We start from the raw sequence: 14,744 nt of genomic DNA, 5'->3' as shown, positions 1-14,744 counted from the left end.
GTTTTTTTAATATATTATTCCACGGTTTTATTTTTATATTCCACGCACTGCTTTACAAATCTTTTCGGAACGTTCTGGTTGGAAGGGAAATATAAATGTGCATATCCTGAAAGTATGTTTTTAGAGGAGTAGCCCTCTGATTTCCCATTCTCAAATTTATATGCTTCACTATGGCTTTTATTGAAAACTATACGTGAATAATGAAATTCGTGCCCCATTGCTTTCTCACCTTCTTTCAGTATTTCTCCCGGTGCTGCAGGATATATTTTCCGGTATCCCAGTGATAATCCCTCCATATGTGTTCTTGCAGGTATTGCCCCGACCATTGGATATTCAGCATCGCCATAATTTATGGATTCAGATAGGTACATATAACCCCCGCATTCAGCAAATACAGGCATGCCATCATCAATTTTTTCTTTAATTTCGGCAAGCAATGCACTGTTGCCAGAGAGTTCACCTGCATATAATTCAGGATAGCCGCCACCGATGTAAATTCCATCCATATGTGGTAGTTTTCTGTCAATTACTGGATCAAAATATATGATTTTCGCACCAAATTTTTTCAACAGTTCAATATTTTCTGGATAGTAAAATGTGAATGCCTTATTGTATGCTATTCCTATTGTGCACTTTTCCTTCTCCCGGCGATTATAAATAACTGGCTTATATTTTGATGGTTTAGATGCCGTAGATGAAATTTTTACAATCTGTTCCAGGTCAATACTTTTTCTTATAAGGGATGATAAATTTTTTAAATATGCATCGTTTATTTGATTTTCAGCAGCGGTTACAAGCCCCAGATATCTGGAACCGAGTTTTAATTCATTATTTCTCTTTATGCACCCCAGAACTTTTATCCCGGTTGTTGTTTCAATTGCCTCCTTTACCATGCTACAGTGGTAATCCGAACCTGCCCTGTTGAGGATAACCCCTTTCAGGAGGGCTCTTTTATCAAAATCCCTGAACCCTTTTACCACTGCGGCTGCACTTCTTCCTGAAGCTGAAATATCTATTACCATTACAATGGGAATTCCCAGAATGCGTGATATCTCGAAGGAACTGCCTTTCAGTGAATTGCCTGCCTTTCCATCAAATAGGCCCATGACTCCTTCAATAATTGATATGTCCTTTCCTTCTGAATTATGATAGTATATTTCCTTCACGGTATTGTTGCTTCCCATGACACTGTCAAGGTTATGTGATTCATTTCCTGAAGCAAAGTAATGGAATCCTGTATCTATATAATCCGGGCCAACCTTGAATGGCTGTACTTTCAGCCCCATATCGGTTAATGCCTTCATGATTCCAATTGACACTGTAGTTTTGCCCGTACCACTGGAAGGTGCAGCTATCATCAATCCCTTAATGCCCATGCAAAAACACCGATATTGTTGTGTTATTAATAATTTCCTTTGATACAAGCTCTTTACCGCCTGATGAGGATATCCTTGCAGATGCGTTGCTAACAGAGTATGCGCCTGTTGCCCTGTAAACTGCCGCAGACCGGGTTACTGAATTTTCATTGAGTTTTTCCGGTGGATAATAATTGAGCATACAATTTAAATCTCCAGCAAGCACTTTAAGGTCTGTATTCCCTTCTTTAATTGTAATGGTTGAAATGGACCTTATTGCTTCAAGATAGAGACTGTACTTCCTGAAAACTGATTCTATAGCGTTTTTCATATCAGTATACGTGGCATCTGTGGAAAAGCCGATACCAACATCAAGCACTTTTGGAATCAATATTATTCCATATTTATTATCCTCTATTTCATAGGAAACTGTTATCCTTTTACCACTGCCTGAATTATTCAATTCAGGTATCACAATATTTGTATTATTTGTTACCTGTACTGGAAGGCCGTCTATCAGATCCATGGAAACCGCAGGGAGATTTTGAGTATTTTTTATAGACATTGAATATTTTTTCGCCAGCATTTCCAGTGATGGAACTCCATTTACATCGGAAGCAGTGGTTATCACCGCTGAAGCATTCAATATTCCTGCAATACCCTTTGAAAGTTCATTTGAACCATGATGCCCCCCGATAACCGGAATAACAAATTTACCCCCGTCATCTATGACAATTATACAGGGATCCTCAAATTTATTTTTGATATATGGGCTTATAAGGCGGACAACCGCGCCCAGTGCCATTATAAATATTATAGTTTCATAACCGGTGAATAACTCCTTTATTGTTTCTTTCAATGAAACAAATATCTTTACTTTATTTTCAGGCTGGAATCTCTGGCTTGCAAAAATATCTGCCGGAAAACTCTCTGAAATCTTCCTGCTAATTTCCAGGCCATTTTCAGTGATTGCCACAATTGCCAACCCGTATTTTTCCATTGGGGATTATTAAATATATTATAATATATTTATGCTGTATCCCATGGTAATTATAGCCCGATGTATAAATAAGGGTAATAATGGAATTTTCCTTAAAACGGAATTGCTTCATAATTTCATATATTTGTATATGATTACCTGAAATTGAGAATTGTTTGATTGTGTCCAGAATTCTGTGTATTTATAAAGGTGATCTGCACCACTTAATTTAGGACAGTTATCATTGAGAATATATAAAGATATGACAATATCCTAAGAGTCTGCTATATTAATGATTATTGCCATATATAGAATATGCAGGTTAACCATTCTAGGAACTTAAAATATCTGGCAACCCAGTAAAAATCACAAGGATATACTGCAAAAATATGATGATAGTGTTTGCCTATGTAGATATAGTAAAATAAAGGATTTCATTAATCTAACTATATCATTCAAAGTGTCCAAATGTAAGTGGGGCGCACTATACTTATTCTCCCATTTGTATTTAAAATCATTGAATCTTATTATAGCTTCTTCCTTATTATCACATTTAAACATCTTATTTGCGTCTATAGTTATTTCCTCAATATCTTTCTCCCTTACATTGGATTTTAATCCTCTTGCATAGTGTATTGTACATAGCTGGAACTCTGATCCGGGATATATTTCCATTACTTCTTCATCTAAATTCTTTATTCCATCTGCTACAATTAACAATGGCTCCTTTAATCCTCTATTATAGAGGTCTTCCAGTACATCCTTATATGCATTATGTGATTCTTTAACTGTTAAATAGAATCCTAATAACTCATACTCTCCTGTTTCTTTAATTCCTAATGCAAATATTACGGGTTCTTTATCTACATTCCCCCTTCTTAAATAGAAGAATAAACCATCTAAAAATACTGCTATATACCTTTTATCCAGTGGCCTGTTAATAAACTTATAAACCTCTTCCATGGTTAAATCTGTTATTCTTGATACTGTGGATTTAGAATATTTATTTCCTAAAATATCTTCAAGTATACCTGCTATTCTCCTTGTAGATATGCCATTGGAATACATTGATACTATAAGATCTTCCATTCCTATAGACCTGTTATATGGTTCTATTACCTGTGTATGGAAATTGCTATCCCTGTCCCTTGGGATATTTAATTGTTTTATTTCACCATACTTTGTTTTTAGGTCTCTCTTATATTTTCCATTCTTTACTCCTGGATTCTCCTCTAAATATGCATTTAACTCTATTTCCATTAATTTCTCTATTTTCTCTTTTATTGTTTGCTTCAGTATTTTATCTATATCTACATTATCAAGAGCCGATATGTTTATATGTGTATTTTCCATATTTTATTACCTCCCTGATCAAAAGAGGTATCCTTCCCTGTTATTTAATGATTAAATTCATTGATAACAGGGGGTTTATATTTACACAAAATTACATACACAACCTATATACTATAAAATGGTATAAAAAATAATTAGTTAATGGAATATAATTACCCTAGTATCAATGGATAAATATTTATATTTTCTAAAAATAGAGTTATACCGGGGAGCTAAAATGCTGAGAGGATAAGGATCGACCCGTGCAACCTGATCCGGACAATACCGGCGGAGGGAGATGGATACGAATAAACAGTTTATAAATGAAAGGTGTATAATACGCTAAGTTCGAAGCAGCGCTTCATGTTAATGTCAAGCGCATCCGGACTTACTTTCTGGGGCATAGTCGCTACATTGGGGCCACTGGCTGCGGCTGGTTCCATCATAGGTGTTCTTCCACATAGTTATAAGGTTCTTGTTCTTCTCATAGGCCCATTGTTTGTGCCCTTCGGAAACTTTACAATGGGGATACTCACAGATCGTATTGGAAGAAAGAAGATTTTTTTAATCACCATGATTATGTATGGCATCGGCATTGTAATAATATCTTTAAGCTATACATTTATCCCTCTTATTATAGGGCTTATGCTTGCTGAATTCGGGGTTGGTGGAGAAGAAATTCCTTCCCTTTCCCTCGTTTCTGAGGATTCCCCAATATCCCAGAGAGCAAAATGGCTAACAATAATATCTGATTTTGACAATATTGGAAGTGCCATAATTGCAGGGCTTTTCCTGGTTCTGGTAACTTCCTTTGCAGATAGGGTTGTACTGCTTTTAGCGGCATCTTTTCTGATTATTGTAATGATATTTTCCCGGCTATCCTTGCCGGAATCGTTCAAATGGGAAAATATCCATGGAAAAGTCGAAAATTCAATAAAAACCAGATCCAGCCTTTATATAGATTCTGCCGGGGAAACTGTTAAAAAACCATCCTACACATTGACCCTTTCCGTGCTTATGGCTATGGCAATCTCACAGTATACAACGTTCGGGCTTATGGCATATATAATAGGGCCGTATGAATTCCCCGGAGTTTTTACGGACGACATGATTATATTCGTTGCACTTCTAGGTGCCTCTGTTGCAGGATTTATTGCTGCACCGCTTATCACAAGGGGAAGGAAAAAATACACATTATATTCATACGGGCTTGGGTTTATATCAACTGTTGCTATTTTCCTCGTTATTCCACTTCTCAATAACGTTTTGATATTCTACCCGCTTCTGTTTTTTAATATGATGATGAGTGAATTTGCCTGGGCTTCAAGAACTACCCTGGAGCCAGAACTCTCGCCAACACGGATACGTGGAATTTTTATGGGTACCGTAAGGCTTGCACCTATGATTGTATATCCCTTGCTTGTGTATCTTACAAGCAATGTCTCAATTAGAGTGTTTATAATCATAAATGTAGGCCTGTGGCTACTTGGATTCATAGCAGCTATAGTATGGCACCACTATGGAATTGAGACGGCTAAGGTCAATATAGATTATCCGGAAGCCTGAATCGGGATTATAGTTTCTCAGATAAGTTAAAGCCACCTTTAAAAACAATAGTCCCATAGATACATAAACTCCGCATATGAATATGAATCATTTATACAGATAACAAAGGCCTGAGGAATGTTCAATTTAATAATATCTATTAGAAACTGAAATCTGAACAGATAAGCTGACATATTTTGATTTTGTGAGTCTTTTTTTATAAAAATCCCCGTGATATTCTGGGAAAAATATTCTATTTTTTAAGTAAAAACTGATTTGACAATAGCACACGAAAATTAATATATACTTTTCTTTATTAAGATAAGACCTTTAATGGATATAGATATAGACGAGAGTATTAAAAAATGGGAAAAAGATGTTATAGACACATCAAAAAACAACAGGCTGCTTTATTTTAATCCAGAATCATTTCTTAAAATAACTACGCCATCAATGTTATTCCTCTTTGATGACCTTGTTAACAAGGACAAAAAAATGAAAATACACCTCTCAGGCGCAGAGGAAAACAGGAAGAAAGACGAGCTCATATTTTCGAAGAATGAAGATATATCGAAATCTTTAGGTAATTTGTTTTACCAGGCTAATGCGTCATTAAAGGAACACGGTTCAAATGTACTGTATATATCATTCGGTGTCCTCAAATGGAGCGATGAAAATGGTAAAGAGGTGGAAACACAGCTTTTCTTTGTCCCTGTCACGCTTAACAGGAAAATGTATAATAACTATTCAATAGAATCCATGGAAGGCGATATATTTTTTAATCCGGTTCTCAGGGAAAAACTGGAACAGTTCGGTATAAAGTTTGATTTCAACTTTGATGATAACCTTAACCTGTCTGAAGCAATCAAAACTTTCAGGCTCACGGTAAAGGATTCTAAATGGACAGTTGGGAGGAATTCCTATCTTGGTATAGTCTCATTCACAAATAACACCATTTATAATGATATTAAAGGAAACCACGACGCAATAAAAAAGAACGACCTGACAAGAGCACTCGCCGGGGACTTTGAGGTAATTAAGAAACTTAACGATAAAATGCCGGCTGAAATAGATTATAATATCAATACAGTTATGGATGCCGATTCAAGCCAGCTTATGGCTATATATGCAGCCAGAAGCGGCTCGAGTTTTATTCTTAACGGCCCTCCTGGAACAGGCAAGAGCCAGACCATTGCGAATATCATAGCGGATTCAATGAAAAATAATAAAAGCGTATTATTTGTTAGTGAGAAAAATGCAGCTATTGAAGTGGTAAAAAGGAGGCTGGAAGAGGTTGGCCTGGGGGATTTCATTTTAAATTTTCATGGAAATACCCCTAAATCCGAAATAATTAAATCACTTCACCGTTCGGTGGAAAATGACACACATGCCCAGAGAACCCTTGTGCCAACAGACAGGTATTCAGGAACACTGAATTCCTATGTACGTGCAATACATGAAAAAAGAGGAAAGCTCGGGCGGTCCATCTATGACGCATGCCAGATAGAGCTCAAAAATAAGGGAAATCTGGATATAAAAATAGACAGGCGCCTTCTTGACCTTACAGGTGAAGAACTTGATTCCCTCGAGTTCCAAATTTCCGAATTCAACGATTACCTTGACATCATAGAAAATTATGGCAAGATACCTGAGAATTTCAGGCTTGACAGATACCGTGAAGACCCCGAGCATTACTACAGAGGATTGGAGTTAATTCAGAACGCGCTGGATCGAATTGAAGAAATAGCTCCAGCTATACTCACCACAACTGGGGTAGATATACAGTCAATGGAAGATATCAATATGCTATACAGATTCGTAAATGTCCTTAACGCTGGAATAACCCTGGATGAAGCATATACGAACCCGGATTTCATTAAAGAAACTGCTGCCTTGCTGGATTCCGGGGAAAAAATCAGGTCTGAACTGGATTACATGATGGGGATATTCCTGAAAAAAAGGAAAAAGCAATTTCTGGACATGAACCTGAATTCCATCAGGAAGGACATGGAGGAAACCTATTCATCAAGATGGAAAAGACATTCAGGAGAATACAAAAAACTCCTGAATGAAATCATGGAAAATACAGAGGACAAGTCCAGGAAACAATACGAAGAGATATTGGAAGACATTACATTTGCATTAAAAATAAAGGCAAAACAGGATGAACTCTCCGTTGTAGAAAAAGAAATTTCGTCCAGAGATATTGGCGCTTCCAATGTATCAGAAAAAATAAGGTATGCCAGAAAATTAATTTCAATATTTCCGGAAAATGCATTGAAGGATGGCCTGAGAGAGCTTATATCCCATCCTGTTGACCCAGAATATATTGAGGACATAAAATCAATTCACAGCTCACTCATAGATGGAATAAATTACCTCTCGGATATATTCCCGTCCTACAGTGGATTAAACACAGCCACCATGGAACAGATGCGGCAGGCAATTGATGCGGCTTCCTCCTTTGATATTGACAGGTATGTTAAATTCAGGGAACTATACGAGGGGGTAAAAACTTCCGGAATTGATATTGCCCCACTTTTAAATACAAGGGTGCACATGAATTCTATTCTCCATTCCTTCAGGTACATTTTTAACCATGAATTCGCCACCTATTATGTAAGAAATGATCCCGAATTAAAGAATTTCAGAGCATCTTCACACGAAAGGCTCATAGGCATGTTTATAGATTTTGATCGGAAGAGAATAGAAATAAACAGTGCAAACCTTGTTGTTGAGTTATCAGCCCGGAGGAAAGAAGCACTTTCCAGATATCCGGGGTCAGCCATGGTGATCAAAACTGAAAATGCCAAAAAAAGGCTTCAAAAACCGTTAAAAGTTTTATTTTCGGAATTAAAAGATATACTGCCCGGATTGAAGCCATGCATTATGATGAGCCCGGATAATGTTGCTGCTTATCTGGAAAATGATGCGAGCTTTGATTTGCTTATATTTGACGAAGCATCCCAGCTCACCCCGCCGGATGCTGTTGGTTCCCTCATAAGGGCAAAACAGGCAATAATATCCGGGGATACGCAGCAGTTGCCACCCACCACATTTTTTGAGTATGTTAATCCATCAAAGTATGAAGATGACTATGTGGTTCTTGATAATATACTTGACCAGTTCGATGCCATAGGGCTCTCCAAAATATGGCTCAAATGGCATTACAGAAGCGTCGATGACCGTTTGATAGCTTTCTCCAACAGGTATTTCTATGATAATTTGCTTGAGACATTTCCTTCTTCCTATAGAAAGTCAAAGGAGTCTGGAATACAGTTTGTCCGGGTTGAGGGAGTGTATACCAGAGGCAAAAGCAAGACAAACAAAGCCGAGGCGAATGAGGTTGTAAGGGTAATAAAAGAGGAACTTTCAAATACAGATTCCATCGGCGTCGTTACACTCAGCGAATCACAGAGAGTTGCCGTGGAGGATACATTAAATTCCTATTCGCGCCACGACCCGGTTCTGGCTGAACTTCTTAATAATGATACAATTTTCATAAAAAATCTGGAAAATGTGCAGGGAGATGAAAAGGATGTCATTATACTCAGTACCGGCTATGGAAGGGATGAAAATGGAAAAATAACAATGAATTTTGGCCCCATCAATACGACTGGGGGTGAAAAACGGCTGAACGTGGCCATAACAAGGGCACGGAAAAAATTCATAGTTGTGTCGTCCATGGATCCTGAAGATATAAGGGTTCCGGCAAATTCTGGCAAAGGCCCTGACCTTTTGAAGCAGTACATGATTTATGCAAAAAATGAGGGAAACAATGAGCATCTTGAAGAATTCAAGAATAATGATGCAATTATAAACGATATTGCATTGAAATTGGAGCAGGAAGGATTCAAAGTAGCTAAAAATGTAGGTTATTCAAGGAACAATATACCACTGGCCATTATAGACCCGGATGATCAGGACCATTACATACTTGGCATAGAGACGGATGGAAAAATATACAATAGTATGAAAACCGCATCGGAGCGTGAGCGCATAAGGAAGAAAATCCTTACAGACAGGGGATGGAACCTGTACCGTATATGGTCTATTGACTATATGAAAAACCCTGAAAAAGTATTGCATGATTTAATTAACTCGGTTGGTAGGCTTGGAAATGGCGAAAATGCAAAAAGCGCTGGGAGGGAGATTTGAACTCCCGGGCACTTACGTGCACAGGTTTTCCAGACCTGCGTCTTACCAGGCTAGGCTATCCCAGCTTTAACCCTTAATAGATTTTTCTTATAATACCCTTTCGAATAATGGAATGGTTACACTTTTCTCTATCCCATCCATTGTCCTTAGCTGTTCAAGCACAAATTTTGATAGATCCCTCATTGATTTCTGTGCGGTAAGCAGCACTATATCCCAGTCACCGGTTACAATTGAGGCCGATATGACATTGTCCATTTTTGATAAATTTAAACACAGTGTCCTCTGGTCTATGGATGCTTTGGGGTTATACTGTATCATAATATATGACATAACAGAATACCCGAGTTTGTCATAATTAAGGTCAACTGTATACTTTTTAATAAAGCCGTCCTTCCTCAGGCGTTCCATCCTCTCGAAAATAGTAGCACGGGGAATTTGAAGTGCGTTGGAAATATCAGAACTTTTATCCCTGCCGTGTTCCTTCAAATATTCAATTATTTTCATGTCCTTTTTATCGATATTCTCTAACATTAAGGCAAAATGATATAGCAGTATATAAAAGATTTGTTTTAAACACGGAAAACCATGTAAAATGTTTATAAATTGTGATTTAATTAATATGTTATGGAAACGATAAACAAAAATGAAGAGTATGTAAAGGAAGAAATTACAAGATCAATGCAACACCTTTCTGATAAGCGTGTGCAGCATGCAATAAAAGTACAGAGCTATATACGGTCATATGTGACAGATTTCCTGAGGGAAGCAGGATATATTGAAATTGCACCGATTATTATTTCTCCATTGACAGACCCACTGAACCATCCGGTTTATGACCCGAAAATCCATGCTTACGGCGGCGATATGTGGATTACCCAGAGCATGATATTCCATAAGCAGATAGCTGTCCAGGAACTTAAAAAAATTTTTATCATGTCACCAAACGTAAGGCTTGAAACAGAGGAAAAATCAAAATCCGGGCGGCACCTCTATGAATTTACCCAGATTGATGTTGAGGCCCTAGAGAAATCAAGAGAGGAGATGATGTCACTTGCAGAGGATATGATAATATATACAATATCAAGGTTGAAGAAAGAACATAAGGAAGAGCTGGAATACTTCCACAGAACACTGCCAGATTATGCAAAGCCATTCCCTGTGATAACATTCGAGGAAGCGGAAAAGAAATATGGAAAAGGATTTGAAACACCATTATCAAAGGAGAGCAGCACGCCTGTATGGGTTGTAGATATCCCATTGAAAGAGAGGGAATTCTACGACCGTGAATATCCTGAAAAGCCGGGAATATTGAGAGATATGGACCTTATATGGCCTGAAGGGTTTGAGGAGGCATCTTCCGGTGGTGAAAGGGAATACGAATTGTCACAGATACTGGATAGAATCCAGAAGAAAGGGCAGACAGAGGAGCAGTTTAAATGGTTTATCGAGCTTGCAAAACAGGGCATAAAATATACAGCCGGATTTGGAATTGGCATAGAAAGGTTCACCAGGTTCGTCTGTGGCGTTGAAAAAATAGAGGATGTTACAACATTTCCAAAGGTTCCAGGAAGAATTTCCCTGTAGAAACACAATATTTATTTTTTAATTTATCTATATTAAAAGAATAAAATTTTAAAAATATTCAATCAAAGATCGTCTATAAGCGTTGCAAGGTTTAATGATATTTTATACAATTCCTTTCCCTTATCTGTCAATGAGTATTTTACACGCACAGGTTTTGCCGGTATTATAACTCTCTCCAGCAGGCCATACTTTTCCAGCATTCCCAGGGTAGTTGAGAGTGTTGTGGAATTTATGCCCTTAACATCCTTTTTAATCTGGTTAAAACCAGCTTCCCCGTGCCTTTCTATAGCCAGCATAATAGGTACTGTCCACATGCGCATAATGTCAGAATATTTATCCAGGAATTCTTTTCCTGAACCAATCTCCTTTAATTCCAAGTAGGTCAATTCAACTTCACCTGATCGTTTTAATAATACTTTCTAATATTTAAACTTGAATATAATTAACATATCATGAACAACATAGAAGAATTAAACAACAACACAGTAGAGATAGCAGAAAAAGCAAGCAGGGCTGTGGTAAGCATAAACAGCACAATCTACAGCGGCAATTTTGGCTATGGCATAACACCTGTGAAGGGAGCAGGGTCAGGCTTTATTATCAGCCATGATGGGTATATACTTACAAACAACCACGTTATTGAAGGAGCCGAAACCGTTGATGTGGTACTCAATGACGGAAGAAAATTCAAGGGGGAAATAGCCGGAACAGACCCCCAGACCGATGTGGCACTTGTGAAAATCCCGGGAGATGACTTTCCCGTAATAGAACTTGGAGACTCTGAAAAGATAAGGGTAGGTTCAATAGTACTGGCTATAGGCAATGCGCTGGGGCTTCCCGGCGGGCATACTGTATCAATGGGCGTAATAAGTGCCAAAAACAGGCCAATGCCATGGGCAGACTTCATATTTGAAGGGCTATTGCAAACAGATGCTGCAATAAATCCAGGAAACAGTGGAGGCCCTCTGGTAGACTTAACAGGCAAAGCTGTTGGAATAAATACGGCAATGATAGCACAGGCAAATGGAATAGGATTTTCCATTCCGGTAAACACCATTAAAAAGGAACTGAATGATATAATAAATACCGGCAAAGTTAAAAGGAATTATATAGGCATCTCTGGAATTGAGATCAATGAATCGTCTCAAGGGAGATATGGCGTCAAACTGGAAAATGGTGTTATGGTTGCAAGAATAGACAGATATTCACCTGCTTACGATGCCGGGTTGAGGCCAGGGGATGTGATTACAGAATTTGCCGGAACACCCGTAAAATCTATGAGAGACCTTATTAAAGGTGTAGCTGAGATGAAAGGCAACACAGATGTTATATTCATCCGTGGAGGGTCAAAATACAGGACAACCATAGAATATAAGAAGGAAACTAAAAAACGTATAGAAATACTGGATGCATAAAAATTTTATTTTTTATAAATATATGAATTTATAAAATCCAGATCCAGCAGTTCTTCTATTTTTATTCTTTTTTGTTCTGCCGTATCCCTTGACCTTACCGTTACTGTATTGTCTTCAAGTGTCTGGTAATCAACGGTTATGCAGTATGGGGTTCCAATCTCATCCTGCCTTGCATATCTTTTTCCTATTGTGCCCGCCTCATCGTATACTATATATTTATCCTGTTTTTTCATATTTTCATAAATATATTCTGCCTTTTCCTTCAAATTTTCTTTTTTCATCAGTGGAAACACTGCAAAATGATATGGGGCTACAGGATAAGGGATTTTAAGGACATTCTTTCCATCCCTGGTTTCAAGTGACTGTGCCATCAGTGTGAGAAGAATCCTGTCTATCCCGTATGACGGCTCTATGACATATGGAATGAATTCTCTTTCCTCTATTTTTGTTGTCATGGTCTCACCGGAACTTGACTGGTGGTTGTTCAAATCGAAATCTGTCCTGTTTGCAATCCCTACAATTTCGAACCATTCATTGTCTATTAACCCTTCAGCATCCCATGAATCAGAAGCATAGTGCGCCCTTTCATCTGGATCATGTTGCCTGAATCTCAGTTTGCTGCTTTCAATGCCGATATTTTCAAGTATGTTCTGGGTTTTAAGTACAAAATATGCAAATGCCTGGCTGCTGATCAATCCTCTCTCAAATGCTTCTTTTACAGTAATATCCAGCTCCTCTCCGGTATTTGGCTTTATTTTAATTTTTTTATAATCGTAGAGGCTTTTAAACTCAAGGTTTTCAGGGTCAAGAAAAACCTCGATTTCACACTGGTTAAATTCCCTGAGCCGGATAAGGCTTTGCCTGGGCGAAATTTCATTTCTGAAGCCTTTCCCTGCCTGTCCTACTATCATTGGAAGTTTGCCTCTGTTATAATTGAAAAGCAATTTAAAATTTACAAATATTCCCTGTGCAGTTTCCGGCCTCAGATAATAATCGCCAGATACTTTGTACATAAGGTTAAAATCATAAATGTTTGTTATGCGGCTCCCGCATACAGGGCATTTGAGATAGGTATCGGATGCGATTTTCTTTGCTTCCTCAAGATTCGCCGGGATAATATCCTGTTTATTGAATGCCAGCACTGATTCAAATTTAAATTTGCTCTTGCACTTTTCACATTCAGCAGCCAGATCTGAAAATCTTGCAAGATGCCCGGATGCCCTGAAGACAGGTTCAGGAGTTATATTCGGCGAATCAAGGAATATTGCCCCATCCTCCATGTAGGATTCCTTCCATGTACGTATAATATTGTCTTTTAATAATACGCCAAGGGGGCCATAATCATAAAAACCAGCGAACCCACCGTATATTGAAAATGATGGCCAGAAAAATCCCCGCCTTTTTGCCAGTTCAACTATATCATCGTACATATTAATCCTTGAAAATTTTCATGATTTCTATATCGTATAGCATACCGTAAATCTCACCATGGCCTGTAAGGACTGGTAGCTGGTTATAATTTTCGCTTGACATCAGTTTAACGGCGTCCTCCAGGTCAGATTCCAGGTAAATTACTTTAGGTGAACCCACCATAAGTTTTTTTACAGGTATGTCAGGAACTGTAATATTTGATTTTGCTATAAAATATGTAAACACATTCTTTATTCCATCCCATGACCAGGGGTCTTCATCATCTGCTATTCCTGATTCCGAGGATTCTATGGTCTGGTACATTTTAACCTTGTCAAATATATCACGGTCCGTTACAAGGCCAGTGAATTTGCCTCCCCTGTTTACAACAGGGAAGGAATAAATCTGGGACAGGTTCATAGTAAGAAGTGCAACAGATAAAGGTGTATCCTCCCATATGGGCACTGATATGTATTCCAGAACCTCCTTAACCTTTACTTTCCCGTATTTTTCCTTTATAATGTTTAAAAAATTCTGCGGAGTAAGGATTCCTGTGACTTCATTTTTATCATTAACCACTACAAGATGCCTTTTTTTCTGCGTATAAAGCTGCCTGGCTGCTGTGTTAATGGAATCGTTTTCATTGACAGTAGGAGCTTTTCTCATCACCAGTGCTGTCTGTGTCTCATCCGGATTATAAAAAATATCCCTTCTCGTTATTACGCCCTGATAATGATTCTGATTATCCTTTACCGGTATGCCTGTTATATTATTTTTAATAAGTACCTGTATTACGTCTGAAATTGCACTGGGAACAGTATAGCAAAGCGGGTCTCTTGTCATAATGTCTGAGACTTTATAATCCATGTGAGGTAATGTTTTTCTTATAGATAATTGTTTAGGTGGTTCTTTTTATATTCATTTAAAAGGAAATTACACCGGTACTGTGGCAATATTTTTACCATT

General features: G+C 37.9%; 11 protein-coding genes and 1 tRNA gene. 4 read left to right on the top strand and 8 right to left on the bottom strand.

All coding sequences use genetic code 11. From position 1 onward, the window contains the following. Window positions 1–14 precede the first annotated feature (14 nt). The 3 genes from fad_RS03935 to fad_RS03925 form a co-directional block, all read right to left on the bottom strand. Entirely contained in the window at window positions 15–1,376 is a 1,362-nt protein-coding gene (locus fad_RS03935) for a cobyrinate a,c-diamide synthase (RefSeq protein ID WP_009887899.1), read from the bottom strand. Further along, window positions 1,366–2,331 carry a cobalt-precorrin 5A hydrolase gene (locus fad_RS03930; protein ID WP_206599889.1) on the bottom strand — a complete coding sequence of 322 codons (966 nt, stop codon included), beginning with the start codon at window positions 2,329–2,331 and terminating at the stop codon, window positions 1,366–1,368. Before fad_RS03930 ends, fad_RS03935 begins: the two co-directional genes overlap by 11 nt. A 369-nt stretch (window positions 2,332–2,700) precedes the next feature. Continuing rightward, entirely contained in the window at window positions 2,701–3,594 is an 894-nt protein-coding gene (locus fad_RS03925; protein ID WP_423782681.1) for an IS256 family transposase, read from the bottom strand. A 435-nt stretch (window positions 3,595–4,029) separates the two neighbouring features. On the opposite strand from fad_RS03925, the gene fad_RS03920 reads away from it, so the two are divergent. Continuing rightward, the gene (locus tag fad_RS03920; RefSeq protein WP_009887896.1) at window positions 4,030–5,232 is read left to right on the top strand and encodes an MFS transporter; all 1,203 of its coding nucleotides are present in this window, start codon (window positions 4,030–4,032) and stop codon (window positions 5,230–5,232) included. Window positions 5,233–5,544: 312 nt separating this feature from the next. Beyond that, window positions 5,545–9,369 carry a DUF4011 domain-containing protein gene (locus tag fad_RS03915; RefSeq protein ID WP_081141987.1) on the top strand — a complete coding sequence of 1,275 codons (3,825 nt, stop codon included), beginning with the start codon at window positions 5,545–5,547 and terminating at the stop codon, window positions 9,367–9,369. Here fad_RS03915 and fad_RS03910 read toward each other — a convergent pair. Both fad_RS03910 and fad_RS03905 read right to left on the bottom strand, forming a co-directional pair. After that, window positions 9,351–9,434: transfer RNA gene (locus tag fad_RS03910), tRNA-Ser, on the bottom strand. The genes fad_RS03915 and fad_RS03910 overlap by 19 nt on opposite strands. A 22-nt stretch (window positions 9,435–9,456) precedes the next feature. Continuing rightward, on the bottom strand, window positions 9,457–9,900 hold the full coding sequence (locus fad_RS03905) for an Lrp/AsnC family transcriptional regulator (RefSeq protein WP_081141985.1): 444 nt from the start codon (window positions 9,898–9,900) through the stop codon (window positions 9,457–9,459). Window positions 9,901–9,993: 93 nt separating this feature from the next. Between fad_RS03905 and fad_RS03900 the strand changes: the two genes are divergently transcribed. Then, entirely contained in the window at window positions 9,994–10,953 is a 960-nt protein-coding gene (locus fad_RS03900; protein WP_009887893.1) for an asparagine synthetase A, read from the top strand. 62 nt (window positions 10,954–11,015) lie between these two features. On the opposite strand, the gene fad_RS03895 is transcribed toward fad_RS03900, so the two are convergent. Further along, a complete protein-coding gene (locus fad_RS03895; protein ID WP_155951104.1) occupies window positions 11,016–11,339 on the bottom strand; it encodes a winged helix-turn-helix transcriptional regulator in 324 nt (107 codons plus the stop codon). Window positions 11,340–11,405: 66 nt separating this feature from the next. Between fad_RS03895 and fad_RS03890 the strand changes: the two genes are divergently transcribed. Then, window positions 11,406–12,368 carry a S1C family serine protease gene (locus fad_RS03890; RefSeq protein ID WP_081141981.1) on the top strand — a complete coding sequence of 321 codons (963 nt, stop codon included), beginning with the start codon at window positions 11,406–11,408 and terminating at the stop codon, window positions 12,366–12,368. A 5-nt stretch (window positions 12,369–12,373) separates the two neighbouring features. Here the strand turns inward: fad_RS03890 and fad_RS03885 are convergent, their stop codons facing one another. Both fad_RS03885 and fad_RS03880 read right to left on the bottom strand, forming a co-directional pair. Continuing rightward, a complete protein-coding gene (locus tag fad_RS03885; RefSeq protein ID WP_081141979.1) occupies window positions 12,374–13,798 on the bottom strand; it encodes a glycine--tRNA ligase in 1,425 nt (474 codons plus the stop codon). Window position 13,799: 1 nt separating this feature from the next. Then, entirely contained in the window at window positions 13,800–14,645 is an 846-nt protein-coding gene (locus fad_RS03880; RefSeq protein WP_019841797.1) for a CBS domain-containing protein, read from the bottom strand. Window positions 14,646–14,744: the final 99 nt, after the last annotated feature.

This window comes from Ferroplasma acidiphilum, assembly GCF_002078355.1.
Lineage (GTDB): Archaea > Thermoplasmatota > Thermoplasmata > Thermoplasmatales > Thermoplasmataceae > Ferroplasma > Ferroplasma acidiphilum.
The sequence above is the reverse complement of the archived record's forward strand: the minus strand, read 5'-3'. Positions and strand labels throughout refer to the sequence as shown.